The 25,739-nt window shown below is 71.7% G+C and carries 22 protein-coding genes and 3 tRNA genes; 15 read left to right on the top strand and 10 right to left on the bottom strand.

What is annotated here, in order from left to right; all coding sequences use genetic code 11:
* The first annotated feature begins 11 nt into the window (after positions 1 to 11).
* On the top strand, positions 12 to 662 hold the full coding sequence (locus tag EDD34_RS17890; protein WP_123815773.1) for a hypothetical protein: 651 nt from the start codon (positions 12 to 14) through the stop codon (positions 660 to 662).
* A 9-nt stretch (positions 663 to 671) separates the two neighbouring features.
* Positions 672 to 1,469 carry a class I SAM-dependent methyltransferase gene (locus EDD34_RS17885; RefSeq protein WP_123815772.1) on the top strand — a complete coding sequence of 266 codons (798 nt, stop codon included), beginning with the start codon at positions 672 to 674 and terminating at the stop codon, positions 1,467 to 1,469.
* A gap of 124 nt (positions 1,470 to 1,593) precedes the next feature.
* Here the strand turns inward: EDD34_RS17885 and EDD34_RS17880 are convergent, their stop codons facing one another.
* A complete protein-coding gene (locus tag EDD34_RS17880; protein WP_123815771.1) occupies positions 1,594 to 3,003 on the bottom strand; it encodes an FAD-dependent oxidoreductase in 1,410 nt (469 codons plus the stop codon).
* A 215-nt stretch (positions 3,004 to 3,218) separates the two neighbouring features.
* Here EDD34_RS17880 and htpX point away from each other — a divergent pair, with 215 nt between their 5' ends.
* Positions 3,219 to 4,118: a zinc metalloprotease HtpX gene (gene htpX, locus EDD34_RS17875; protein ID WP_123815770.1), complete on the top strand. Its 900-nt coding sequence runs from the start codon at positions 3,219 to 3,221 to the stop codon at positions 4,116 to 4,118.
* An 85-nt stretch (positions 4,119 to 4,203) separates the two neighbouring features.
* On the opposite strand, the gene EDD34_RS17870 is transcribed toward htpX, so the two are convergent.
* Positions 4,204 to 5,013 (bottom strand): ion channel, encoded by an 810-nt coding sequence (locus EDD34_RS17870; protein WP_123815769.1) that lies wholly within the window; start codon positions 5,011 to 5,013, stop codon positions 4,204 to 4,206.
* A gap of 70 nt (positions 5,014 to 5,083) precedes the next feature.
* Here EDD34_RS17870 and EDD34_RS17865 point away from each other — a divergent pair, with 70 nt between their 5' ends.
* Entirely contained in the window at positions 5,084 to 5,581 is a 498-nt protein-coding gene (locus tag EDD34_RS17865; protein WP_246012547.1) for a YajQ family cyclic di-GMP-binding protein, read from the top strand.
* Positions 5,582 to 5,682: 101 nt separating this feature from the next.
* Here the strand turns inward: EDD34_RS17865 and EDD34_RS17860 are convergent, their stop codons facing one another.
* The 3 genes from EDD34_RS17860 to EDD34_RS17850 form a co-directional block, all read right to left on the bottom strand.
* On the bottom strand, positions 5,683 to 6,456 hold the full coding sequence (locus EDD34_RS17860; RefSeq protein WP_123815767.1) for an SDR family NAD(P)-dependent oxidoreductase: 774 nt from the start codon (positions 6,454 to 6,456) through the stop codon (positions 5,683 to 5,685).
* Between the two features lie 94 nt (positions 6,457 to 6,550).
* On the bottom strand, positions 6,551 to 7,435 hold the full coding sequence (locus EDD34_RS17855; protein ID WP_123815766.1) for an alpha/beta fold hydrolase: 885 nt from the start codon (positions 7,433 to 7,435) through the stop codon (positions 6,551 to 6,553).
* Between the two features lie 27 nt (positions 7,436 to 7,462).
* Positions 7,463 to 8,434, bottom strand: coding sequence for an ArsR/SmtB family transcription factor (locus tag EDD34_RS17850; protein ID WP_170177117.1), 972 nt, complete (start codon positions 8,432 to 8,434; stop codon positions 7,463 to 7,465).
* A 235-nt stretch (positions 8,435 to 8,669) separates the two neighbouring features.
* Here EDD34_RS17850 and EDD34_RS17845 point away from each other — a divergent pair, with 235 nt between their 5' ends.
* A complete protein-coding gene (locus EDD34_RS17845; RefSeq protein WP_246012546.1) occupies positions 8,670 to 9,512 on the top strand; it encodes an HAD family hydrolase in 843 nt (280 codons plus the stop codon).
* 12 nt (positions 9,513 to 9,524) lie between these two features.
* On the opposite strand, the gene rarD is transcribed toward EDD34_RS17845, so the two are convergent.
* Positions 9,525 to 10,538, bottom strand: coding sequence for an EamA family transporter RarD (rarD, locus tag EDD34_RS17840; RefSeq protein WP_123815763.1), 1,014 nt, complete (start codon positions 10,536 to 10,538; stop codon positions 9,525 to 9,527).
* 126 nt (positions 10,539 to 10,664) lie between these two features.
* On the opposite strand from rarD, the gene EDD34_RS17835 reads away from it, so the two are divergent.
* The 7 genes from EDD34_RS17835 to EDD34_RS17805 all read left to right on the top strand — a co-directional run bounded on the left by EDD34_RS17835 (position 10,665) and on the right by EDD34_RS17805 (position 16,054).
* A tRNA-Tyr gene (locus tag EDD34_RS17835) sits at positions 10,665 to 10,746 on the top strand.
* Between the two features lie 286 nt (positions 10,747 to 11,032).
* Positions 11,033 to 11,105 (top strand) — tRNA-Thr (locus tag EDD34_RS17830).
* A gap of 64 nt (positions 11,106 to 11,169) precedes the next feature.
* Positions 11,170 to 11,243 (top strand) — tRNA-Met (locus tag EDD34_RS17825).
* Between the two features lie 91 nt (positions 11,244 to 11,334).
* Complete coding sequence (gene rpmG, locus EDD34_RS17820) at positions 11,335 to 11,505, top strand: 50S ribosomal protein L33 (RefSeq protein WP_123815762.1); 171 nt, start codon at positions 11,335 to 11,337, stop codon at positions 11,503 to 11,505.
* Positions 11,506 to 11,539: 34 nt separating this feature from the next.
* Complete coding sequence (locus EDD34_RS17815) at positions 11,540 to 12,010, top strand: FAS1-like dehydratase domain-containing protein (protein WP_123815761.1); 471 nt, start codon at positions 11,540 to 11,542, stop codon at positions 12,008 to 12,010.
* Complete coding sequence (locus EDD34_RS17810; RefSeq protein ID WP_123815760.1) at positions 12,007 to 12,471, top strand: MaoC/PaaZ C-terminal domain-containing protein; 465 nt, start codon at positions 12,007 to 12,009, stop codon at positions 12,469 to 12,471. Before EDD34_RS17815 ends, EDD34_RS17810 begins: the two co-directional genes overlap by 4 nt.
* 139 nt (positions 12,472 to 12,610) lie before the next feature.
* Positions 12,611 to 16,054, top strand: a complete 3,444-nt coding sequence (locus EDD34_RS17805) for an N-acetylmuramoyl-L-alanine amidase (protein WP_123815759.1) — start codon at positions 12,611 to 12,613, stop codon at positions 16,052 to 16,054.
* Between the two features lie 94 nt (positions 16,055 to 16,148).
* Here EDD34_RS17805 and EDD34_RS17800 read toward each other — a convergent pair whose 3' ends face one another.
* Positions 16,149 to 17,402, bottom strand: coding sequence for an MFS transporter (locus EDD34_RS17800; RefSeq protein ID WP_123815758.1), 1,254 nt, complete (start codon positions 17,400 to 17,402; stop codon positions 16,149 to 16,151).
* 63 nt (positions 17,403 to 17,465) lie between these two features.
* On the opposite strand from EDD34_RS17800, the gene EDD34_RS17795 reads away from it, so the two are divergent.
* The gene (locus tag EDD34_RS17795; RefSeq protein WP_123815757.1) at positions 17,466 to 18,590 is read left to right on the top strand and encodes a LacI family DNA-binding transcriptional regulator; all 1,125 of its coding nucleotides are present in this window, start codon (positions 17,466 to 17,468) and stop codon (positions 18,588 to 18,590) included.
* 37 nt (positions 18,591 to 18,627) lie between these two features.
* On the opposite strand, the gene EDD34_RS17790 is transcribed toward EDD34_RS17795, so the two are convergent.
* A complete protein-coding gene (locus tag EDD34_RS17790) occupies positions 18,628 to 19,806 on the bottom strand; it encodes a UDP-N-acetylmuramate dehydrogenase (RefSeq protein WP_246012545.1) in 1,179 nt (392 codons plus the stop codon).
* 141 nt (positions 19,807 to 19,947) lie between these two features.
* On the opposite strand from EDD34_RS17790, the gene EDD34_RS17785 reads away from it, so the two are divergent.
* Positions 19,948 to 20,802 (top strand): matrixin family metalloprotease, encoded by an 855-nt coding sequence (locus EDD34_RS17785; protein ID WP_123815755.1) that lies wholly within the window; start codon positions 19,948 to 19,950, stop codon positions 20,800 to 20,802.
* Between the two features lie 39 nt (positions 20,803 to 20,841).
* Here EDD34_RS17785 and EDD34_RS17780 read toward each other — a convergent pair whose 3' ends face one another.
* On the bottom strand, positions 20,842 to 21,846 hold the full coding sequence (locus EDD34_RS17780) for a L,D-transpeptidase family protein (protein WP_123815754.1): 1,005 nt from the start codon (positions 21,844 to 21,846) through the stop codon (positions 20,842 to 20,844).
* A 153-nt stretch (positions 21,847 to 21,999) separates the two neighbouring features.
* Positions 22,000 to 23,085 (bottom strand): adenosine deaminase, encoded by a 1,086-nt coding sequence (locus tag EDD34_RS17775; RefSeq protein WP_123815753.1) that lies wholly within the window; start codon positions 23,083 to 23,085, stop codon positions 22,000 to 22,002.
* A gap of 147 nt (positions 23,086 to 23,232) precedes the next feature.
* Between EDD34_RS17775 and EDD34_RS17770 the strand changes: the two genes are divergently transcribed.
* Positions 23,233 to 25,557, top strand: a complete 2,325-nt coding sequence (locus tag EDD34_RS17770; RefSeq protein ID WP_123815752.1) for a protein kinase domain-containing protein — start codon at positions 23,233 to 23,235, stop codon at positions 25,555 to 25,557.
* The last annotated feature ends 182 nt before the right edge of the window (positions 25,558 to 25,739 follow it).

Raw genomic sequence — 25,739 nt, 5'->3', positions numbered from 1 at the left:
AAGTGATTTTCATGCGAACCCGACGTTCCCTGCTGGCCGCCCTGGCGGCCGGGGTGCTCGCGTCGACCCTGTCCGCCTGCTCGTTCTCGGCGGGTGAGCTGGAGGAGATCGGCGGTGACTCGGCCTCGGCCGGTCCCGAGACCACGGACGGCGGCACGACCACGGACGGCGGCACGACCGACGAGAGCACGGCGGGAGGCGACACGGCCGCGGGGAGCCTGCAGACGATCCAGGCGTCGCACATCACGGCGCAGGTCCCCACCGACTGGGGGTCCTCCGCCGACGAGGACCCGTGGAAGTTCATCCACCAGAAGCCGAACGACCAGGGTGGTGTCGCGGGCCGGATCGCCTTCATGCCCGGCGGCAAGGCGATGGGCGCGCAGGAGTCGGTGGACTGGTTCATCAGCCAGGTCGAGGGCAGCGGATCGACCGACGACAACTTCGCGCCGATCAACACGCTGCGCACGGACGGCGAGCGGGCGAACACCTCGTACACCTACCAGTCCGGTGAGGACACCTACGTGGCCGTGGTCTGGGGCATCACCGACAGCCAGGGCGCGCCCTCGCTGATCCAGCTCTCCGGCGTGGAGTCGATCATGACGCAGGACTTCGTCTCGCAGGTCGACCAGTCGCTCGAACTCACGGGCGACTGGCAGGGCTGACCGGCACCCATGACCGGCCGACGGCGTCCGCTGCGTGAGATCGCCGTCTCGTTCGGCGAGGACGCGGAGCGCTACGACCGCACACGTCCCGGCTACCCGGCCGCGCTGGCCGACGTCGTCCTCGAGAATCGCGGCGGAACCGGTGCCCCTGACGTCCTCGACGTCGGGATCGGCACCGGCTCCGCCGCGTCGCTGTTCCGTGACGCGGGCTGCGAGGTGACCGGCGTCGAGCCCGACGAGCGCATGGCCGCCCTCGCGCGGCGCGCTGGGTTCCCGGTCGAGAGCCGCCCCTTCGACCACCGCTACCCGGCCCGGCAGCGGTACGACGTCGTCGTCTCCGGGCAGGCATGGCACTGGGTGAAACAGCGCGCGGGCGCCGTCACGGCCGCCCAGGTGCTCCGGCCCGGCGGGCGCCTCGCCGTCTTCTGGAACATCTGCCTGCCGGAGCCGCCGGTGGCGGCGGCGCTCGCGGAGGTCTACCGCGGGGTCGACCTGGGGCTGGACGTCCTCCCCTGGGAGCGGTCGCCGCTGGCGGGCTACGAGAAGCTCGCCGGGGCCGCCGTCGCCGGCATCTGGGGGTCCCGCGCGTTCGGCACGGTGCGCCGGCACGACATCCCCTGGCTGGTGGAGTTCACCCGCGACGCGTGGGTCGACCAGGTGCCGACGCTGGCCTGGCACGAACGGCTCTCCCCGCGTGCGCTGTCCCGCGTCCTGGACGGCAACGCGAAGGTGATCGACGCCCTGGGCGGCACCGTCACGATGCCGTACACGACGCTGACCCTCCTGGCGGACCGCCGTCCCGACTGAACCCGCCGGTGGGTGGTGGAGCCCAGGGACGACGCGGGCACGGCGAGGGCACGACGACACCCGGGTACGACGACGGCCGGGTCCACCTCCCCGCGGAAGGCGGACCCGGCCGTCGTCGTACCGCTCAGGCCTGCCGCGCGCCCTGGCTGATCGTGATCATCTCCTCGCGGGGGACGACCTTGACCCGCTCGCGGCCCTCGGCCTCGCCGAGCGCGCGCTCGTGCGCGTCGAGCAGTTCCCAGCCGGACCACTCGATGACCTGCACGCCCTTGTCCGCGAGGAACGCCGTGATGGCCTCGGGGCCGCCCTGCGGGGCGGTGCGGCCGCCGTCCAGGTCGCCCTGGGACACGTCGGCGCCGTCGGCCACCCCGACCACGTCCTCGACCAGGTGCTTCACGGTCTCGGACGCGTCGGACTTGGTGTGGCCGATCAGGCCCACCGGGCCGCGCTTGATCCAGCCGGTGGCGTAGACGCCGGGCACGTGCTCGCCGTCCATGTCGACCACGCGGCCCTCGCGGTTGGAGATGACACCCTTGTGGTCGTCGAACGGGATCTCGCTGAGCGGCGACCCGAAGTAGCCGACCGCCCGGTAGACGGCCTGCACCGGGAACTCGTGGAACTCGCCCGTGCCCTTGACGGTGCCGTCGCCCTGCAGCGCGGTGCGCTCCGTGCGGAAGCCCGTGACCTTCCCGTCCTCGCCGAGCACCTCGACGGGCTGGTGCAGGAAGTGCAGGTGGATGCGGCGGGAGGCCGTCTTGGTCTCCGGTTCGTCGAGGGCCCAGTCGGTGAGCGTCTTGACGACCTGCTTGGTCTGGTTCGACGAGTTGATCGCGGACTCGGAGCCCTCGTCGAAGTCGTAGTCCTCCGGGTAGACGATGATGTCCACGTCCGGGACGTGGCCCAGCTCGCGCAGCTCCAGCGGCGAGAACTTCACCTGCGCCGGACCGCGGCGGGCGAACACGTGCACGTCCGTCACCGGCGAGGCCTGCAGGCCCTCGTACACGTTGGCCGGGACCTCGGTGGGCAGCAGGTCCTTGGGGTGCTTCGCGAGCATGCGCGCCACGTCCAGCGCGACGTTACCCGCGCCGACGACGGCGATCTCGCGCGCGTCGAGCGGCCAGGTGCGGGGCACGTCAGGGTGGCCGTCGTACCAGGACACGAAGTCCGCGGCCCCGTAGGAGCCGTCCAGGTCGATGCCCGGGATGTCGAGTTGGGCGTCCTTGATGGCGCCGGTCGAGAAGATCACGGCGTCGTAGAACTGCCGCAGGTCCTCGAGCTTGACGTCCGTGCCGAAGTCCACGTTCGCCAGCAGGCGGATGTCACCGCGGGAGAGGACTTTGTGAAGCGCCACGATGATCTGCTTGATGCGCGGGTGGTCCGGCGCGACGCCATACCTGACCAGCCCGAACGGCGCCGGGAGGCGCTCGAACAGGTCGATCGAGACGTCGAGGTCGGTCTTGGACAGGATGTCGCTCGCGTAGATGCCGGCGGGTCCGGCACCGACGACGGCGACGCGCAAAGGTCGGGTGCTCACGAAGAGGCGCCTTCCGGTCGAGGGACTGTACACAATCGAAGGCCAGGAGCGATTCTACCGAGCGACCGAGGCTGCCCTCATCCGCGGTTGCGGAAGAGGGCTCGCGAAACCGCCGCGAACGTGCTCCGGCGTCGCCCATGACGGCGTGCGACCGTACACCGGGAACCGTTCGCCACGGCGAGCCGTTCAGCCGTGTGGGTGGAAAGGAAGTGGCGATGCACCGGCACAACAACGGTCTGAAGACCGCCGCCATGTTCGGCGCGATGTGGGCTGTGCTCCTCGGGATCTGGCTCCTGATGGGCGGGCGGCAGGGCTGGATGTGGATCTTCGTTCTCATCGGTCTCGGGACGACGGCGTACAGCTACTGGAACTCCGACAAGCTCGCGATCCGCGCCATGCACGCCTATCCGGTCACGGAGCTGCAGGCACCGGAGATGCACCGGATCGTGCGCGAGCTGTCGACCCAGGCCCGCAAGCCCATGCCGCGGCTGTACATCTCGCCCACCAAGGCGCCCAACGCGTTCGCCACGGGCCGCAACCCGGCCAACGCGGCCGTGTGCTGCACCGAGGGCATCCTCAGCCTGCTCGACGAGCGTGAGCTGCGCGGCGTGCTGGGGCACGAGCTGATGCACGTGTACAACCGCGACATCCTCACGTCGTCGGTGGCGTCGGCGATGGCCGGCGTGATCACCTCGGTGGCCACCATGCTGATGTGGTTCGGCGGGAGCCGTGAGGGCGGGAACCCGCTCGCCGCACTGGCGACGGCGCTGCTCGCGCCCATCGCGGCGACGATGATCCAGTTCGCCATCTCCCGCACGCGCGAGTACGACGCCGACGAGGACGGAGCCAAGCTCACCGGCGACCCGCTCGCGCTCGCCTCCGCCCTGCGGAAGCTGGAGCGCGGGACGCAGCTCGCGCCGCTGCCGCAGGACCGTGAGCTGACGAACGTCTCGCACGTGATGATCGCGAACCCGTTCCGCGGCGCCGGGATGGCGCGCCTGTTCGCCACGCACCCGCCGATGGCGGACCGGATCGCCCGCCTCGAGCAGATGGCCGGCGGCCCGGGCGGCGGCTACGGGAGCCAGTACGGCCCCGGCGGCTTCGGCGGGTTCTGAGGGCGACGGTTCCCGGCCCGACGGGCGGCGTCCGGTCTCGGGTGGAGCCGCGCGCGGGCTCGACGCCGGCGCTCGCGTCCCTGGCTCAGCTCTCCTCCTGCGCGAACCGCCGGGAGTCGGCGCCGTCGGCACCGAGGCGGCTGCGGGCCTCCGCGAGTTCCGCGCGGAGCGTGCGGACCTCCTCCGCCCTCTCGGCGCGGAGCCTGCGGACCTCCTCGGCCAGCACGTCGACCTGGTTGCGGGTGGCCGCCTCCTCCTGCTCGTTGGCCTCCTCGACGGTCTGCACCATCCACGAGGCGAGCGTCGCCGTGACCACACCGAGCAGGGCGATGCCGCCCACCATCAGGCCGGCGGCGATGAACCGGCCCGTGACCGTGACGGGATAGAAGTCGCCGTAACCCACGGTGGTCATCGTCACGATCGCCCACCAGAACCCCTCACCGAGGTTCGTGATGTTCGAGCCCTCCACGTTGCGCTCGGTGTCCGTGATCGCGAGGGCGCTGGTGAGGATCAGCAGCGCGGTGCCGCCCGTGGCGTAGGTGACGACCCGGCCGCGGAGCCGCTGCACGCCGGTGCGGCTGAACCGCTGGATCACCTTGATCAGCAGGAGGAGCCGGAGCGGTCGCAGCAGGGGCAGGACGACGACCAGCAGGTCGATCCAGTTCCTCCGGACGAACTCCCACGAGTACCCGGACAGGTGGAGCCGCACCATGTAGTCGCCGGCGAACACCAGCCACGCGACCGTCATGAAGGTGCCGCAGGCTGTCTTCACGAGCGGGGGCACGCCGTCGAACGCGATCGGCAGGCCGTAGGCGATCAGGAAGAGCACGGCGACCGTGACGAGAGGCCACTCGGTGCGCCGCCGCCAGGTGGCCAGGTCGAGACTCCGGAACATGCTTCGCCACTGTAGCGAAGGACTACGGTTGACCCAGGATCTGATCGCACCAGGAAGAAGGAGCACGGTCGTGGCCGACTCGTCGTTCGACATCGTCAGCAAGGTGGACCGCCAGGAGGTCGACAACGCCCTCAACCAGGCGTCCAAGGAGGTCTCGCAGCGGTACGACTTCCGGGGCGTGGGCGCGTCGATCACGTGGAGCGGCCAGGACAACATCGTCATGGTCGCGAACTCCGCCGAGCGCGTGCTCGCCATGCTCGACGTGTTCCAGACGAAGCTCATCAAGCGCGGGGTGTCGCTCAAGGCGTTCGACACGGGCGACAAGGAACCGCAGGCGTCCGGCAAGGAGTACCGGCTCGTGGGCTCGCTCAAGGAAGGGCTGGCGGGCGAGAACGCGAAGAAGATCACCAAGATCATCCGCGACGAGGGCCCCAAGGGCGTCAAGACCCAGGTCACCGGCGACGAGGTCCGGGTCACGTCGAAGTCCCGCGACCAGCTCCAAGAGGTCATCGCCCTCCTCAAGGGCGCCGACCTGGACGTGGCGCTGCAGTTCACCAACTATCGGTGACGGTGCTGTTCAAAGGCTATCTTTGGCCCTTCGGTCCGCAGGGAGTCCGCAAGTCGGTTCGCTGAGATCGCGCGCTCCAAGTGGCGGCTTCACCGAGGGCTTCAGCGCCCACGCTCCTCGGCGATCGAGTTTCCTCCGTCGACGGTGATGACCTGCCCCGTGATGTACGACGCGCCTTCACCAGCGAGAAGTGCTATCACGTGTGCCACCTCGTCCCCGGTGCCGGACCGCCCGACGGGTGTGGCCGCGCCCATCACGCGCTCGTGAGGGGAGGCGGATGCGGTGTCGATCCACCCTGGAGCGACGGCGTTCACCGTGATGCCCGCCGCGGCCGTGTCGATCGCCGTCGCGCGCGTCAGCCCGACGATGCCGGCCTTCGCCGCGTGGTAGGCGACGTCGCCGCCGTACGCGGCGACGGGCCCGGACACCGATGACACGTTGACGATGCGGCCGTAGCCGGCGGCCTGCATGGGGCCCGTCACCGCGCGGGTCATCAGGAACGTCGTGGTGAGGTTTCGGTCGAGCGAGGCATGCCAGTGGTCGAGGAAGCCGCTGCCGGTCCCGCCGGAGGCGTACGAGTCGGACACCGCAGTCATCCCGGCGTTGTTGACGAGGATGTCCACGCCGCCGAACGAGTCTGTGGCGCAGGCGAGGACGGCGTCCACACCGGCCTGGTCGGTGAGGTCGGCGACAACCCCTTCCGCCCGGATACCGGCGGCGCGCAGTTCTTCGACCCGCGTGAAGATGCGATCCGTCGTGGAGGTGATCACGACATCATTTCCGCCGGCGCCGAGAAGGCGGGCTGCCGCGAACCCGATTCCCTGATCGCTTCCCGCACCGGTGACGACGGCGACTCGGTTTCTCTGTGCGGTCATGGTGCAACCTTCCGTTCAGCTCCAGGGGTGCTGGATGCTCAGGCCGGCGGGCAACACCGGTCTGTCAAGTCAAGACCGTGTGGTCGGCACACTGTCAACCGCCACCTGACCCGGATCCGGCGAGCCAGTCGCCGAGCGCTCGGAACACGCGCGACGGTGCTTCGATCGGCGCGAGGTGGCCGACGTCGTCCAGCAGATGCACCGGGGGGTTCCCGGGCAGGAGTTCCTGGAGCCGTGCCGCCTGTTCCACGGGGATCCACGGGTCCTGCGCGCCCCAGCCGATCGCGACCGGGCAGCGCACCTGCCCCAGCCGTGCCACGACCGCCCGGGTGTGCTCGGGCCGGAGCGCGGAGATCTGGCGGTAGAAGGCCTCCTGGCCCCGCGAGCCGAGCCACGGCTCGCTCAGCACGTCGAGGCTGCCCGCCGTCAGTTCGCCGTGGGCGGCACCGGCGATGTACTCCCTGACCAGGGCCGCGTGAAGCGCGGCCGGTAGCTGCGTGAACACGTCGGTGTGCTCGGCGACGAGGCGGAAGAAGGGGGACCCCCACGGGTCGAGCGTGACGACGTCCCACAGGAACAGCCCGGCGTACTCCGAGCCGTGGAGCAGGTGGGCGCCGAGCGCCACGGCTCCTCCGATGTCGTGCGCGACGACGTCCGGCCGTTCCAGCCCCCAGTGCGCCAGCAACTCAGCGAACCGGGACATCTGAGACGCCAGATCGACAGGCACCTCCGGGTCCTGCGACGACCGGCCGTAGCCGGGCATGTCCCACAGGAACACCTGGCGGCCGCTGCCGAGGTGCCTCGCGGCCGCCGCCCACACCTGGGCCGACCACGGCGTGCCGTGACAGAACACCACATCCCCCACGGGAGTCTCCCGGTCGGGCGTCAGCACGTAGGTCGCGATGCGTGCGCCGCCGACGGTCACGTGCACCGGATCGGGCAACAGGGTCTCCGGCGTGTGCGGCTCGCTCGTCCTCATGCATCCGAACCTAGACCCCGAGCCCGCCTACGTCGTCGTCCCCTCCAGCAGCCCCTGCCCCAGCTCCGTCAGGACATGCACCACCCGCCGCCCGTCGCGCTGCGACGCCACCAGGCCCGCACGCCGCAGCACGGTCGTGTGCTCCGACGCCGACGCCGGCGAGATGTCCATCCGCTGCGCCAGCAACGTGGTCGACGCCGACCCGGCGAGCTCCCGCAGCGCCCTGGCCCGCGTGCGCCCGAGCAGCGCGGCGAGCGCGCCCTCACCCTCGGCCGGGTCGTCGGTCAGATGCTGTTCGTGCGCCACCGGGAACACGAGCACGGGAGCCAGCTCGGGGTTCACGAGAGTGATGGGCATCCGCCAGCAGAAGTACGACGGGACCAGGGTCAGCCCTCGTCCCGCGAGGTGGATGTCGTGGTTCATCACCCGGCTGTGCACCGTCAGCACGCCGTCGGCCCACGTCGTCGTCGGGTGCAACGTCGACAGGACCGCCTCGACGCCCGACGCCGCCAGCACCTGCGCCCGGGCTGACCTGTCCGCGTCGACGACCCGCCGTACCCGGGGCCAGGCCGGCGCCACGGCGTGTCCGTGGAACGTCGCCATCGATGCCCGGAGGCTGCGCAGCGCGCGAGGCGACCCCTCCGCCAGGTCGTGCACCCACCCCGGCATCTTCCGGTTGCGCCCCAGGACGCCGAGCTCCGCGGCGATCCGCACCGGCGGCGTGTACAGCATGTTCTCCGCCCCCACCGCGAAGTCGGTACTGCCGCCCTCCGGTGTCAGGAAGTCCGGCGAATAACCCACGGGCGGCGTCAGCGCCAGATAGGGAAGAGCGGCGCGCGGCAGGTCCGGCACCACGTGCCGGTGCCAGCGGCCGAAGACGCGAGCGCCGTCGAGCTCCTGCACGAGGTGGGCGCTCAGCAGCGTTTCCCACAACGGGTCGGGACCCGGCGCGAGCCGGATCCGGGACAGGTCCTCCGGAGTGAAGATGAAGCGCAGCATCGCGGACCCTTCATGCGGATGCGGGAAGCCCGACGATTTCCATGGTCCCCAGGTACCAGTGAATACGTCCGTGTTTGAGCTGACAAGCAAAATAACGACGCATTCCGGGGCCGTCGCGACCACGCGGGTCCGACGACGGCGTCCGACCCCGGTGCGCGGCGCCCGCGCCCCGGGCGGCCACGACCCGGCCCCGATGCCGGGCCTCGGGACCTCGGCATCGCAGTACCGTTGCGGAGTGACCATCCCTCCTCGTCCCGCATCCCCGAACCGGCCCCGCGTCGTCGCCACCGATCTCGACGGCACCCTGCTGCGTTCCGGCGGCACCGTGTCCGACCGGTCCCGCGAGGCACTCGCCGCCGTGGAGGCCGAGGGCATCGAGGTCGTGTTCGTCACGGCCCGCCCGGCACGGGCCCTGGGACACCTGGCCGACCTGGTGGGCGGCCACGGCCACGTGATCTGCTTCGGCGGGGGAGCGGTCTGGGACCTCGCCGGTGGCGAGGTGATCGAGTCGTGGGGCTTCGTCGACGAGGTCGTCGGTTCGCTCGTCGCCGAGCTCCGGACCACCCTGCCCGACGTCGCCATGGTCGCCGAACGGGTCAGCGGCCCCGCCTACGACCCCGATTTCGTGGCCTCACCGAACTTCGCCGAACCCGGCGTCACGGCCGCCCACCGCGCCGTCCGCGTGGAGCAGACCCTCGGCCTGGACCCGGTCCTGAAACTGATCGCGCAGTCCCCGATCACGGAGCCGGGCGCGCTGCAGGACGTCGTCGGACGGATCGCCCGCGGCAGGGCCAACCTCGCCTACTCCGGCGCCATCGGCCTCGCCGAGCTCAATCCGCTGGAGGTGACCAAGTCCGCCACGCTCGAACGCTGGTGCGCGCGCCTCGGAGTCGCCGCGCGGGACGTCTGGGCGTTCGGCGACATGCCGGTGGACCTGCCGATGCTGCGCTGGGCCGGCCGGGGCGCCGCCGTCGCCAACGCGCACCCGGACGTGCTGGCAGGCGCGGACGACGTCGTCGGCTCCAACGACGAGGACGGCGTGGCGGTCGCCCTGGAGAAACTCCTGGCGGAAGGCTGACCACCCGACCAGCTACCGGACGCGGGCACCGTGCGGGCCGCGCGGATGCGGGTTACGGCGCGCCGCCCGTAAGCCGTCCCACGTCAGCACCGTGATCGCCAGCCAGACCAGGGCGAAGCCCGCCCAGCGGGCCGGCGGCATCTCCTCGCCCAGGATCAGGACCGCCACGAGGAACTGCAACATCGGCCCGAGGTACTGCAGCGCACCGATCACCGACAACGGCAGCCGCCGCGCTGCCGCCCCGAACAGCAGCAGCGGCAGCGCCGTGATGATTCCCGCCGAGGCCAGCAGCGCCGCATGGCCGACGCCGTGATCCGCGAACGTGTTCGCCGCACCGAGCCAGACCAGATATCCCGCGGCCACCGGAGCCGCCAGCATCGTCTCCACGGTCAGCCCCGGCAGCGCGCCCACGGACCGGCCGGTCCGGTTCTTCACCAGCCCGTACACCGAGAACGACAGCGCGAGGCAGACGGCGATCCACGGCAGCCCGCCCATCCCCGCCGCGATCACCGCGACCGCCGCGAGGCCCAGACCCACCGCCACCCACTGCGCGGGCCGGAGGCGCTCGCGGAGCACCACCACCGCGAGCAGCACCGTCACCACCGGGTTCAGGAAGTACCCGAGGGCGGCGTCGAGCACCCGATCGGTCAGCACGCCGTACACGTAGACGGTCCAGTTCACGACGATCAGCGCCGACGCGATCCCGAGGGTTCCCACCATGCGCGGGCTCGCGAGGATCGGCCGCAGCTCACCCAGCGTCCGCGTCACGAGCAGGGCCAGCAGGCAGAAGACCAGGCTCCACAGGATCCGCTGCGCGATGATCTCGATCGCGCCCGCAGGCTCCAGCAGCGGGAAGAACAGGGGCATGCCGACGCCCCAGAACAGGAAGGCGGCGATACCGAGGGGAAGGCCCCAGCGGTCGGAACCACGTTCCGCGTCCCGGCCGGTGAGGTCCGACGACGGCCGGTCCGCCCCGGCGGATCGGTGCGGGTTCGTGGATGCCCCGTCAGGAGCGGTCGTGCTCACCCGGCCACGATAGGGCGCGGTGCGGGTGCGGCGGCCCGCCGGCCCTGTGAGGGTGATCACCGGCGGCGACGCCACATCCGATTTCCCGTGCGGGCCCCGGACGGGTTAGTGTTGCTCCCGCACCACGGCGGGTTACCCGAGCGGCCAAAGGGGGCTGACTGTAAATCAGCTGGCACAGCCTACGGGGGTTCGAATCCCTCACCCGCCACTCGACGGCAGGCGGCGTCTGCTCTCCACGGAGAGTGGCGCCGCCTTCGTCATTTCTTGTGGGGGCGGAGCCCCCACGCCCCGCCCCGGGGCGTTGCCCCGGACCCCTTTGTGGGTGGGCACGTTGATTCGATGCCACTGCCCTGGGACCACGTCTCGGAGACGGTCCGTGGGTGGGCATCCGGGGGCGGTGCGGGGGTGTCCGGGGGCGTGGCAGAGGGAGCGGCTCATGTCACATCCGATTGGATTTCACTCCAGGCCCGAGGGCATGTAGAGTCTTCCTCGCTGCCCCGATAGCTCAGTCGGCAGAGCGTCTCCATGGTAAGGAGAAGGTCAAGGGTTCGATTCCCTTTCGGGGCTCTGTGAATCGGCGCGGGGTCGCCCACCGGAATACGGAGGGGTGGCCTCGCGTTCGGTCACGTGCGGCGGGGTAGCTCAGATGGTCAGAGCGCACGACTCATAATCGTGAGGTCGCGGGTTCGATCCCCGCCCTCGCTACCGCCTCCACCCGGCGCTGGTTGCCGGGTGGGATCCGTAACACATCATCCGCACACATGGCGCCTCCGTCGAGGCGCGAGAGGTGAGAGCCATGGCCAGCAAGAGCGCTGACGTCCGCCCCAAGATCACGATGGCCTGCGTGGACTGCAAGGAGCGGAACTACATCACCAAGAAGAACCGCCGGAACAACCCGGACCGGCTCGAGATGGCGAAGTTCTGCCCGCGCTGCGGCAAGCACACGTCGCACCGCGAGACCCGCTGACACCACAGCAGGATTCCACCGACGGAGCTGTCACGTGGCGAACCCCGACTTCCAGGGCCGTGAATACCCGGCCACCGCTCCCTACTCCGTAGGCCGCGAGAAGATCCGCGAGTTCGCCGACGCCGTCGGCGCCACCGACCCCGCGCACCACGACCTCGTGGCCGCGCGGGGTCTGGGCTATCCGGACCTCGTCGCGCCGCCCACCTTCGCGGTGGTGATCGCGCAGCGTGCCGAGGGCCAGTACGTCTCCGATCCCGAGGCCGGGATCGACTTCTCCCGCGTGGTGCACGCCGATGAGCGCTTCACGCACCACCGCCCGATCGTCGCCGGTGACGAGCTCGTGACGGTGCTGCACGTCGACTCGGTCAAGAGCCGCGGCCCGCTCTCGATGGTCACGACGCGGTGCGAGATCTTCGCGGCCGCGAGCGACTCGGCGACCGCCGGCCCGGGAACGCCGGTCGCCACCGTGACCTCGACGCTCGCCGTCCGCGGGGAGGACGCATGACAGCGCGGATCAGCCCTACCGAACCGCCGCAGGCCGCGCGGCCGCGGCTCGCCGACGTCTCCGTCGGGGACGGCATCGGTACCCGCACGATCGAGTTCGACCAGCCGCGCCTGGTGCGCTACGCCGGTGCGAGCGGCGACTTCAACCGCATCCACTGGGACCAGGCGTTCGCCGAGGGGGTCGGGCTTCCCGGTGTCATCGCCCACGGCATGCTGACGATGGGTTCCGTCGCCGGCCTTGTCACCGAGTGGGCCGGTGACCCCGGTGCCGTCGTGGACTACGCGACCCGCTTCTCCCGCCCCGTCCCCGTGCCCGCCGCCGGCGCGGCGGTCGTGGAGGTCAGCGGCAAGATCGGCGCCGTCGACGCGGAGGCCGGCACGGCTCGCGTCGACCTGACGGTCACCTTCGAGGGCACCAAGGTGCTCATGAAGACGCAGGCCGTGGTCCGCCTCGCGGCCTGAGTTCTTCTTCGCGTCGCTGAGACGTCGCGACCCTCCGCGTCACCCGATGGTTCCTTCTCCCCCTTTCGTAGCGGTTCTTTTCGCGATCTGATGCACTCGGACTGATTCGCCCTGTCCGGTCGACGAGAGGGAACGTTTCGTGAGACATGTCCGCCGACGCACCACCGCATTGATCGTGACCGCCACGCTCGCCGGTACCACCGCACCGTTCGCCGCACCGTCCTCCGCGGCGTCCGCCGCGGAGGAGAGCTCGGGCGACAGGGACGTCGCCTGTGCGGCCGTCGTCGCCGCCGGTTCGCTGGACGAGGCGTTCGACGCCGCGGCCGGGTCCACCGGAGTCCCCGTCAACCTGCTCAAGGCCGTTTCGTACCTGGAGTCCCGCTGGGACCAGCACGGCGGCCGCCCCAGCGTCGACGGCGGGTACGGGCTCTTCAACCTCGACGCCACCGGCTATCCCGCGAGCCCGCTCGCCAGGGGAAACGCCGCCACGGACCACCGCACCGCCGCACGCGACGGCCTCCCCGCGGACCATCCGGCGACCGCGCCCGGCCTCGCCGCCGGGAACCATGCCGGGGCGCCAGCCGGTGCGCCGCACGCCGCCGGCATCACGCTCGGCGAACCCTCTCTCGGCGCCGATGTCGGGTTCGGCAGCGAACTGGCGCGGGCCGCGTCGCTGGCCGGAGTGCCGGTCGCGGAGGTCAAGAACGACGAGCGCATCAACCTCTGCGCCGGTGCGGCGCTGCTCGCGTCCTACCAGACGCAGGCGGTCGACGACGGTGTCGCGGCTCCCGAGTCGTTGCCCCGTCCGGAGCGCGAGGTACATCGAACGACGCAACGGTCACCGGCTGCCGCCGGTGCCGCCGAGTGGGAGGTCGCCGTCTCGCGCATGAACGACTCCGAAACGTTCACCGATCAGGTCTACGAGGTGCTCCGATCCGGCGTGGGTGAGGTCACCCCTGACGGGGAGACGGTGATCCTGGAGGGCGACCCGTCCGTCGTCGTTCCCGGACAGGAAGAGGCCGCCGGGGATCCAGCGTCCGGCGGCGCGGTGTCGTCCGGCGTCGACCCCGACTGCCCCGGCACCGTCGACTGCGAATGGCTGCCCGCCCCGTACGAGAAGCACGACCCCGACGCCCCCGGCGACACCACCGCCTACGGCAACCACGACCAGGCCGAGCGCACGGGAGCGGGCGGGCCGAGCCTGGACTACATCGTCATCCACGACACCGAGGGCTCCTACCAGAGCTCCGTGAACCTGGTGCTCGACCCGGAGTATCTGGGCTGGCACTACACGATCCGGTCCGAGGACGGACACGTCGCGCACCACGTCGACAACGGGGACATCGGCTGGCACGCGGGCAACTGGTACATGAACACGCACTCGATCGGGATCGAGCACGAGGGCTTCGCGGGCACGGCCGGCTGGTACACCGAGGCGATGTACCGGTCGTCGGCGGAGCTGGTGAGGTACCTGGCCCAGCGGTACGGCATCCCGCTCGACCGCGCGCACGTCATCGGCCACGACCAGATCCCCGGCATCCTCGAGGGATACACCCAGAACGTGCACTGGGACCCGGGCCCCTACTGGGACTGGGACCACTACTTCGAGCTGCTCGGCGCCCCGATCGGCGGCGACCGCGCGGCGACGGCCGACGTCACCCCGGGCGACGTCGTCGAGGTGCGAACCGGCTACGCCGACAACCCGCAGGAGGTCACCGGGTGCGACCAGGCGTCACCGGGGAGCGGGCCGTGCGCGGACGGCGCCGGGACGAACTTCCTGTACCTGCACCAGGAGCCGACGGCGGACGCGCCGCTGGCCCGCGACCCGGGCTGGAAGCCGGACGGCGCGGACGGCAGCACCTACGCGAGCGACATCAGCGCCCGGGTGCAGTCCGGTCACAAGCTCGTGGTGGACGAGGTCGACGGCGAATGGCTCGGCGTCTGGTGGGCGGGCGCGAAGGCGTGGCTGCACAACCCGGCGTCGCGTCCCGTCGTCGTGCCGACCACGGCGCAGACCGTCACCGTCGCGGGCGACGAGCCCGCACCCGTCTACGGCCGGGCCTACCCGGAGCCGGAGGCGTACGACCCCTACCCTGACGTCCCGGTGCAGACGATCGGCGCCCTCGAATACCAGATCGGCGTCGGCCAGCGCTACGCGGTCTCCGACGACGACGTCGTCACCGACTACTACCGGGCCACGACCTTCGACGGCACGGGCCCGGACGACCGCACCGACGTGCTCGGCGAGACGCGCTACTACCAGGTCTGGCTGGCGCACCGGCAGTTCTTCGTCGACGCCGGCGACGTCGAGCTGCACGAGCCGGAGGGCGACCCGGGCGACGACGGCGACGACACCGACGACGGCGACCGGATCACCACGACGCACTGGTCGGGAGCGAGGGGCCTCGGCGAGGGAACGAGCGAGAACCTGCGGCACGGCAGGGGCGGCGCACTCCGGATCCACGACGCCGGACCCGTCGTGGAGTACACGGACCCGCACGGCGACGGCACCCCGGTCAAGTACGAGACGGGCACCTGGACGTCGCCGGTGGTCGAGCTGGGGTACCCCGTCGACGAGTCGGTCACCTCGTGGAACGCCACCACCCCGACCGGCACGTGGGTCGAGGTCGAGTTCCGGGGCCGCAAGGACGACGGCGAGTGGACCAAATGGTTCGTCATGGGCCGCTGGGCGAGCGGCACCGAGTTCGCCCCGGAGAACGGCTCCGTCGGCGACATCCACCGCACCTCGGTCGACGGCCAGCACGACGACGACGCCTACCTGTTCACGGACACCTACGTGGCGAAGACAGGTCACGAGCCCACCGCGTTCCAGACCCGCGTCACCCTGTACCGGCCGGCCGGGGCGACGGTGACGCCGCGGCTGTCGTCGGTGTCGACGATGGCCAACGAGTACCTGCCGGACGGGCGCTACGAGGGCACCAGCGAGTTCACGCTGGAGGGCGCGGTCGAGATCGACGCTCCCGGGTACAGCCAGCTCACGCACATCGGCGAGTACCCGGAGTTCGGCGGGGGCGGCCAGGTGTGGTGCTCGCCGACGTCGACCACCATGGTCATGTACTCCTACGGAAGGAAGCACGAGGTCCCCGAGAGCCTGCTCGAGGACATCGAGGCGCCGGCCGGTGACCCGCAGGTGGCCTACGCGGCGATCAACTCCTGGGACTACGCCTACGAGGGCGCGGGGAACTGGCCGTTCAACACGGCGTACGCGCACCGGTTCGGCCTGGAGTCGTTCGTGACGCGGCTGCGATCGCTCGCCGAGGCCGAGAAGTTCGTCGAGGCGGGGATCCCGCTCGTGGTCTCGGTCAACTTCGCCGAGGAGGAGATGCCGGAGGCCGGGTACGCGACCGACGGGCACCTGCTGACCGTCGTCGGCTTCACCGAGGACGGCGACCCGGTGGTCAACGACCCGAACAAGGAGACGAACGAGCAGGTCCGGAACGTCTACACGCGCGAGAACTTCGAACGCGTGTGGCAGACCTCCACCGACGGCCTCACGTACGTCCTGCACCCCCGCAAGGTGCAGCTCCCGCCGAACATCCCGGGCGCTACACCGAACTGGTGACCGGCCCGCGCCGAGGCGGCGCCGGGCGGTGGTCCGGCTTCCGCGCCACGCGTGTGGCGCGGAAGCCGGACCAGCGGCAGGCTCGGCGATCGTCTCACCGGGTCGCGGGTTCGCCGGCCGGCTCCCTGATCGACGCGGAGACCACCAGGCCGAGGATCGTCGGGACCGCGAGGACGAGGACCGCCAGCCGGTACCCGGTGTGGTCGGCCAGGAAGCCGATCAGCGGCGGGCCGATGAAGAACGCCCCGTAGCCGATCGTCGACGCCGCGGCCAGCCGCATCGGCGCACGCTCGGGGTCGTCCGACGACGCCGACATCCCCATCGGGAAGCCGAGCGCCGCGCCCATGCCCCAGAGCGCCACCCCCACCAGCGCGAGCCACAGCCATGGCACCAGCGCGAAGATGGTCACGCCGACGATCGCGAGCAACAGGGTCACCCGCAGCATCGGCACACGACCGAACCTGTCGATCGCGCGCGTCCCCGCCAGCCGCATCACCGTCATGAACACGAGGAACACGGCCAGCCCCACGGCCCCCATACCGTTCGTGACGCCGAACCCGTCCACGACGGCGAGCCCGACCCAGTCGTTCGCGACGCCCTCCGTCAGGGCCGCGGCCAGGACGACGAGGCCGATGGCGAGGGTGCGCGGCTCGCGCCACGCACCGAGCATGCCCCGCAGGCCGGTGGTCGTTCCGGCCGCCGGCGTGCTGGACGCGGGGTCCACGTTCATGTCCGTGCCGTCCGCCGAGGTTCCCCCCGGTGCGCCACCGGTGGTTCGCACGGAGGACTCGGGCAGGAAGTACCGCACGGCGACGACGACGGACGTCAGCGCCGCCACACCCGTCCCGACCAGGTGCCAGTGCAGCGGCACCCCGAGGAACGCGACTCCCGCGCCGACCCCGGCGCCGAGCACGGTGCCGAACGAGAACCCCGCGTGGTAGGTCGGCATGATCGACCGGCCGAGCGCCTTCTCGACCGCCGCGCCCTCGAGGTTCATCGCGGCGTCCCACACGCCGGCACCGACACCCCCGAGGACCATCCCGGCGCGGACGACGAGCTCCTGGTCCCACACCGCCCCGAACGCCCCCAACGCGATTCCTGACGTCATCAGCACGGCGAAGACGAGCACCGTGCGCGCGGTGCCGATCCGCTGGACGATGAGACCGGACAGGGGGATCGCGGCGACCGACCCGATGGCCGCGGTCAGCAGCAGGAGACCCATCTGGGACTCGGACAGGTCCAGGTGGTCACGGACGGCAGGCAGCCGCGCCGCCCAGCTCGCGAAGGCGAAACCGCTGGCGGCGAATACGGCGAAGACGGCGCGGGACGCTGCGTTGAGGTAGAGCACAGGATATTGTCCCGCGAAACGATACGGTCCGAGAAGCGAATACCAGGTGTGAGGGAGTAGTTCATGAGCCGGCAGTCCGGCAGCAAGCCGACACTGGCGAAGGTCGCCGAGCGTGCGGGAGTGTCCGTGTCCACGGCGTCGCTCGCGTTCTCCGGCTCGGGCCCGATCACGCCGCAGACCCGGGACCGCGTCCTGGTCGCGGCCAAGGAACTCGACTACTCGGGGCCCAATCCGCTGGGCCGTCAGCTACGTCAGGGCCGCTCGGGGATCGTAGGCGTGGTCATCGGGGACCAGCTCGGCCGGTCTTTCCGCGATCCGGTGGCCGTGCAGGTGATGCACGGTCTGGTCTCGTCGATCGGGGAGCAGGGCATGGGCGTGCTGCTCATCCCGGGCGAGCCGCAGGGCGCCAGGACGCCGGTCGTCGGCGGGCTGGGTGACGCGCCGGAGAGCACGGCTGCCGTCGACCCGCTGGTGGAGACCGCCGCGATGGATGTCGCCGTGCTCGTGTGGGGCGCGCTCACGGACGAGCCGAACATCGCCGCCCTGCAGCGGCGCGGGGTGCCGATCGTGATCGGCGAGGGCGCGAAGGTCGACGACGTGCCGGTCGTGGCGATCGACGACCGCTCCGGCACCGCGGAGGTCGTGCGCCACCTGGTGGACCTGGGCCACACCCGGATCGCGGAGATCGCCATGCCGTTCGGTCGCGGCGAGCGGTCCGGCCCGGTCGACGCCGAGCGACTCGAGCAGGCGGACCGGACGCCGACCCGCAACCGTCTGGCGGGGGTGCGCGACGTGATCGAGCCGGTGATGTCCTGGGAGACGCCGGCCTCGCTCGTGGAGCACGGCCGCGACGCGGCCACCGAGATCCTCGGGGAGTGGGCACCGGCCAGCGAACGTCCGACGGCGATCGTGGCGCACTCCGACCTGCTGGCCGCCGGTGCGGTGATCGCCGCACGCGAGCTGGGGCTGCGCGTCCCGGAGGACGTGTCGGTGGCCGGCTTCGACGGACTGGACCTGCCGTGGCTGTCGCCGGACGTGCTGACGTCCGTCAGCCAGCCGCTCGTGGAGAAGGGCCGGTCGCTGGGCGCCGCCGTGGCCGCGGTGCTGGCCGGGGACACCCCGGAGGACGTGCTCCTGACGACCACCTTCCAGGAGGGCACGACGACGGGGCCGGTACCGGACGTCTGAGGGAGGGCGACCGCCGGGTCCGCCCCGCCTCGTCCCGTCAGAGCGCCACGCCCACCAGGACCGGTTCCGGGACCAGCGTGATGCCGAAGCGTTCCCGGACGCCGTCGCGGACCGCCCGGGCCAGCGCGATCAGGTCCTCGGAACGCGCGCTGCCCCGGTTGGTGAGCGCCAGGGTGTGTTTCGTGGACAGCCGCGCGGGGCTGTGCTCGCCGATCAGTCCGAATCCCGGCGCGAAGCCGGCGTGCTGGATGAGCCAGGCGGCGCTCGTCTTCACGCAGGTCGGGTCGACGGTGGCCTCCTGTCCCGGCTCGACGACCCGGCGCACCGGGAAGCGCGGCGCCGGCGCGGGCAGCCGCTCCGCGAGTTCGACCGGCACGATCGGGTTCGTGAAGAACGAGCCGGCGCTCCACCGGTCGTGGTCGGGCGCGTCGGGGCGATCGAGCACCATGCCCTTGCTGCTGCGCAGTTCCAGCACCGCCTCACGCACGTCCTGGGACGGCACCCGGTCCCCCTGCTCGGCGCCGAGCCGGGCCGCGAGCTGCGCGTAGGCGATCGGGGCGGACAGCGTGCCGAGCCGCATCTGGAACGTGACGTCGAGGACCACGTAACGCGGCGTCGGGTACCACGGTGCCAGCGGATCGCCCTCGCCCTCCTGGCGGCCGGAGGCGTGCATGGAGCGCTTGAGGACGGACGTGCGGTACCCGAAGCCGAGCTCGCTGTTCGTGATCGTGCGCACCCGCCCCTGCGCCCGGTCCCACACACGGATGCTGGCCAGCGTCGAGGAGACCTCCTGGCCGTAGGCGCCGATGTTCTGCACCGGCGCCGCGCCGACGGTCCCCGGGATACCGGACAGCGCCTCCACCCCGCACCAGCCGGCGTCGACCGCTTCCCGGACGAGCTCGTCCCAGTTCTGCCCCGCGGGCGCGGAGACGACGGCACCGCCGCACGCGTCCGCGGACGCGACCTCCAGGCCCCGGCGGGCGTCACGGACCACCACCCCGTCGAATCCCTCGTCGGCGACGAGCAGGTTCGAACCGCCGCCGACGACGAGCAGCGGGGTCCCGGTCTCGTCCGCCGCGCGCACGGCGTCGAGGAACTCCTGCTCGGTCGCCGCTTCCACGTAGGAGGAAACAGGCCCGCCGACCCTCAGCGTGGTGAGGTCGGCGAGACTCGGGACGACGGCACTGTGGGGGAGCACGTCCTGGTCTGCGGTCACCATGCAAGCCTATCTACACGGGGATGGAAGATTGTGCACATCTTCGACATGCCGCGGGTGAAGTCCGTCAATTTCGTGGGAACCATTGGGACGTCTCGTGCGTGTCCCTCTGATAGTCCATGCTGACTCCGGGAGGTGATCATGCGACGAGTCGCCCGCACGCTGTTCACGCTCACCGTCTTCGCCGTCGTGGCCGCGCTGCTGATCACTGTCGGCCTGCCCCAGTTGCGGCAGGTCCTCGGTCTCGAACAGCAGGCCTCGATGGAGCCGTTCGTCTGGCGCCCCGACGGCTCCGGGGACGCCGGGCTCCGCCCGCGGATCGACGGCGTCCCGATCCCGTCCGTTCCCGAGGACGCGCGTCCCGAGCGCGTCCTCCCGGCCGTCGACCCGGGCCCGGGCGGAGCCCACGCCTTTGAGCACCTGGCCGACGACGGCACCCCGGTGCGCCACGACCCCTGCCGCCCGCTGCACTACGTGGTGCGCACCGACGGTATGCCGGCCGCCGTGCTGGCCGAGATCCGCGACGCCGTCGAGCGGGTGGAACAGGCGAGCGGCCTGCGGTTCGAGGAGGACGGCGCCACGCAGGAAGGGCCTGTCGAGCGGCGGAAACCGATCCAGCCGGAAAGATACGGCGACCGCTGGGCCCCGCTGCTGATCACGTGGGCCGGGGCCGACGAGGTGCCGGCGCTCGACCGCGACGTGGCCGGGCTCGGTGGCGCGACGATGGTGACCGTCGACGGTGCGCCCCGGCTGGTCACGGGCGCGGTGACCCTGAACGAGGACGTCCTGGACCGATGGCTGTACACGCCCGGAGGGCGGGACTACATCGAGACGGTGGCCGTGCACGAGCTCGGGCACGCGCTCGGGCTGGAACACGTGGACGACCCGACCCAGGTCATGTACCCCGAGGGGTCGCTCGACGTGCGGGACCTGGGCGACGGAGACCGGGAAGGGCTGGCGCTCGCGGGTCGCGGCGAGTGCCACACGGACACGTGACGTGCTGGGACCGGCCCGCCCGCGCGGGTCGGCGGCGGGTCAGTACACGAGCACGCGCGTCCCGGGCGGCGCGTCCCAGGTGTCCCAGATCCAGTTCATCGCGGCGTTCGACACGCGCACACAGCCGTGGGACGCCGGGAACGGGGGCACGGAGCCCGACCCGTGCACCGCGATCGCGCCGTTGAAGTACTTGGGCCGCCACATGTCGCCCAGCTCGAGCGTCGAGGAATGCATGCCGTCGATCTGGTTGTACACCCGGAAGTCGCCGCGCGGCGTCGATGCCGTGTAGGTCCTGCCCTTGGCCTCGAACCGCTCCCCGTTGCCCGACGCCGCGTTGATCGTCCTGACCACCCGGCCGTCCTCGACGGCCAGGACGAGCTGCCTGGCGATGTCGATCTCGAGCACCTTGCCGGACGAGCTCTGCGGCCCCGGCACGACCCCGCGGTCGAGCGCGCTCTGCGTCTGCGGCCCGACGACGCCGTCCCGGTACAGGCCGCCCGCCTTCTGCAGTGCCCACAAGGCCTGCTGCGTCTCGCCGCCGTAGGCGCCGTCGACCGCCGTGATGTGGTAGCCGAGGTCCCGCAGCCGCTGCTGGACGTCCGCGACGCGGTCGCTGTTCTCGCCGAACGCGACGTACGCGGGGAGCTCCTCGTCCTCCCCGGCTTCCGCGGCGTCGTCATCCGTGGCGTCGTCGTCCTTGGCGTCGTCGTCGCCGGTGTCGCGGTCGTCGTCTTCGCTCGCGTCCCCGCTCGCGTCGTCGGACGGCTCGTCGGAGGCCTCGCCGGACGGCTCCTGGTCCGGGTCGCCGGACTTCCCGGTCCCGCTCGGTTCCTCGGAGGGCTCGGGGCTCGGTTCCCCGGCTCCGCCGTCGGTCGTGCTCGGCGACGGCGAGGCGGCTGTCGAACTCGTGCCCGACGGCGTGGTGGCCCCGGCCTCCGGGTCGCTCTCGGTGGAGCATCCGGCCAGTACCGTGCCGCTCAGCAGAAGGGCCGAGAGCAGTGCCCCCGCGCGTCGTGCGGAAGGCCCGCCGTGTGTCCTGGACATGTCGTTCCCCTCATGAGGCCACCCGATCGGGGCGCCTGCCGCCTAGGAGGCCGCGCCGGCGCGACCTCTTGAGAAGTGCCGCAGCACTCCCCGCGAGTGTGCGTCACCGAGAGCTGACGCGCCAGCGCCGACATTCGTTGCCCCATGAGATCGTCACACAACCGTGACCGGCTCGTCCTGATTGCGGCCAAATCTACCCTGACCTGCGTCGACTCCCGGATCGGGGGCCGCCAGCCAGGCCTCCACGTCGTCGAGCAGGCGTTCCTTCGTGGACTCCGACGCGCGGCTCGCCCGGATCGACGAGCCCGCCAGCCCCGCGAGTTCCGCGTCCGAGAATCCGTGCACGTTCCGGGCCGTCTCGTACTGCGCCAGCAGCCGTGAGCCGAAGAGCAGCGGATCGTCGGCGCCGAGCGCGATCCGTGCTCCGGCGTCGACCAGCCGGCGCAGAGGGACCTCCTCGGCGTCGTGATAGACGCCGAGACTCACGTTCGAGGCGGGGCACACCTCCAGGGCGACCCCGCGGTCGACGATCTTCTCCAGCAGCCGGTCGCTCTCGGCGGCACGCACGCCGTGTCCGAGGCGGTCGGGCTCCAGATCGCGCAGCACCACGGCGATGTGGTCGGGGCCGAGCAGCTCGCCGCCGTGCGGCACGGCCGCGAGGCCGGCGCGGCGGGCGATCTCGAAGGCGCGGGCGAACCCGCTCGTGTCCCCGCGGCGCTCGTCGTTCGACAACCCGAAGCCGACGACGTCGCCGACGCCGTCGCCCGCGTAGCGCGCGGCGAGCCGGGCGAGCGTACGGGCGTCGAGCGGGTGCTTCATGCGCGAGGCGGCGACGATCACCCCGACCTCGATGCCGTGATCGGCGCTCGCGCGGCGCGCGGCGTCGATGACGAGTTCCACGGCCGGCGTGATCCCGCCGGTGAACGGCGCGTACGACGTCGGATCCACCTGGATCTCCAACCGTCGTGAGCCCTCGGCGGCGTCGTCGGCCGCGGCCTCGTCGACGATGCGGCGCATGTCGTCCTCGGAACGGACGCACTTGCGTGCGGCGTCGTACAGGCGCTGGAAGCGGAACCAGCCGCGCTCGGTCGCCGGGAGCTGCAGCGGATCGCCGTCGGTCAACGCCGCCGGGAGACTGACCCGATACTTCGCCGCCAGGTCGACGAGCGTCCCGACTCGCATGGATCCCGTGAAATGGAGGTGTAGGTGGGCCTTCGGAAGGAGCGCCAGGTCTCGCATCTGCGTAGTCTGGCAAAGCGGGCCGTGCGCGGCATGCGCCGTCCGTGATTGTTTCCACGACTCTTACATTCGAAAGCAGTGGCCTGGCGTCGCCCGCCGGAGCTCCCGGGAGAAATGACCAGTACATCGAAAACGCCTGGTGAGGGCGTGCCCGACGACCACGACCTCGAGGCCGCCGAGCCGGAGCGCGAGCACGACACCCAGGACGCGCCGGACGCCGCGATCTCTCCGACCGCCGCGGCCGCCGGCGACGCCTCTGGCGAAGACCCCGAAGCCGACGACCGCAGCGCGGACGACCGCAGTGCCGACGACGGCAGTGCCGACGACCGCAGTGCCGACGACCGCAGTGCGGACGGCGCCGTCGCGGGTGACGGCAGCGCGGACGCCGCCAGACCCGACCCTGAGACCGCGGACGGCGAGGCCGACGACTCCGATACGGACGCCGGCACCACCGGCGATGCCGGAACTGCCTCCGGCGCAGGCGCAGGCGATGACGTAGACGGCGGCACAGGCGCAGGGACCGACGCAGCGGGCACCGACATCGACGTCGACGCACGCGGCGACGCAGGCGCCGACGCCGACACCGACGCAGGCACAGACACCGACGCCGACACAGACGCCGACACAGACTCACGCGCCGACGTAGCGGTGGACGGTGACGTAGCGGTAGACCTCGAGGCAGGCGCAGGCGCAGGCGCAGGCGCGGACGCAGGAGCCGGCGCGGACGCAGGCGCGGACCACGACAGAGACCCGGACGGCGACGTCGACGACGACCGCACCCAGCCCGATCTCGCAGGGAGGCCGACCGAGACGGAGCGGCACGGCGGCCGGGTCGTGCTCGGTGGGCGGTACGAGCTCGGCGATGTGCTGGGTACGGGCGCCACGTTCACGGTCTACGAGGCCCGTTCGATCGACGAGGCCGAGGCCGGGGCCGACGACGCGTGGCCCCTGGTGGTCAAGGTGCTGCACCCGCACCTGGTCGACGACGAGTTCTCGCGCGCCGCTCTGCAGCGTGAGGTCACCGCGTCGGCGCGAGTCGACCATCCGGGTGTCGTCAGGGTGCTGGCCACGGGGGAGGACGACGTCGCGGGCGCCGTCGTGCCCTGGACCGTCATGGGCCGGTTCCCCGGTGCCCTGCTCTCCGACACGGCCGCGAGCGGTGGGCTGCCCTGGCAGGCCGCCCTGCAGATCGTCGCCGACGTGCTGGACGGCCTCGCCGCGGTGCATGCCGCCGGGCTCGTCCACCGCGACATCGCGCCGCGCAACGTCATGGTGGACCGTCACGAGGACGGCACCTACGGCGTCGGGCTGCTCGACCTGGGGCTCACGGCGCCGGGCGGAGGTCCCGGGGACGGTGAGACGGTCTCCGGGTCGATCATCGGCATGTCGCCGGAGCAGGCCAAGGGGCAGCCCCTCGACGCGCGCAGCGACCTGTACTCGGTCGGCGCCCTCACCTACTACGCGATCACGGGGCACGCCCCGTTCGAGCGGGCCGCCGCCCAGGACGTGCTCCGGGCGCACGTCGAGGCGCCGGTTCCGGCCGTGTCCGCACGCAGGCCCATGGTGCCGGCGTCGGTGGACCGGATCGTCGCCCGGGCCATGGCGAAGAACCCCGTTCGCCGCTACGCGGACGCCACCGCGATGGCGGCCGCGGTCCGGACGCTGCTCAAAGGGCTCGACGGTCCCGGCGTCCGCCCGGTCGTCGCTCCGCCCCCGGGCAATCCGACCATCGACCTCGCCCAGGTCGGCAGCGACCAGACGGAGAAGCTCGACCAGGTCGGCGGAGGCACGCTCAGGGTCGGCCAGCTGTCCGACGCCGACGGCGGCGAGGCGCGCACCACCGTCGTCGGCGCCTACGTGCCGGCGAGTGACGCGGCGTCGACCGAGGTGCTGCCACCCGCCGTGCCGGACGCGGGCGGGACGCGCCCGCCGGTCGGCCCGTCGCCGGTCGTCACCCCCGAGGAGGGGCAGCCGGCCCGGCGCGGGCGTGTCGTCGCTCTCGTGGTGGCCTCCGTCCTCGTGTTCGGCGCCGGCGGGCTCGCCCTGACCAGCCTCCTGAACAGCGACTGGGCGCGGACGCAGGCCGAAGATGTCACCCGGGAGTCGTCGAAGAGGTCGAAGCCGTCGCCGTCGCCGACGGTGTCGTCCACGGACCCGGCGGTGCCCTACGTCCCGGAGACGGACCCCGCGCCGACGGAACCGTCGCCCTCCTCGACCCCGTCGTCGTCCCCGTCGTCGTCCCCGTCCGCGCCGACCGGGGAGCCCACCGGAGAGCCCTCGGACGAACCGACCGACGAGTCCACCGACGAACCCACCGAGGAGCCGGCGGACGACGTGTCCGAACCGGCGGACGACGGCACGGCGAGCCCGCCGCCGGACGGTGACACGGGTGACGGCGGCACGGGCGACGACGGAACCGGCGGTGGCGCAGGTGGCGGGTCCGACGGCGGCGACGGGGAGGCCGGTGCCTGATGAACCGGGCGACCGGGAAACCGGCCCGGGACGCGAATCCGGGCGCCTGCCCGCCTCCGTGCGGATCCGGGTTCGACCCACCGGCTCCCGTGCCGTACAGTTATGCACCGGTGATTGGCTCGTCACCTGCTGGACCGCGCCCCTGTGGGCGTGGTGTCCGGGTGGTCGACGGGGCGGTTCCG

It is taken from the genome of Myceligenerans xiligouense (assembly GCF_003814695.1).
GTDB classification, from domain to species: domain Bacteria; phylum Actinomycetota; class Actinomycetes; order Actinomycetales; family Cellulomonadaceae; genus Myceligenerans; species Myceligenerans xiligouense.
The sequence above is the reverse complement of the archived record's forward strand: the minus strand, read 5'-3'. Positions and strand labels throughout refer to the sequence as shown.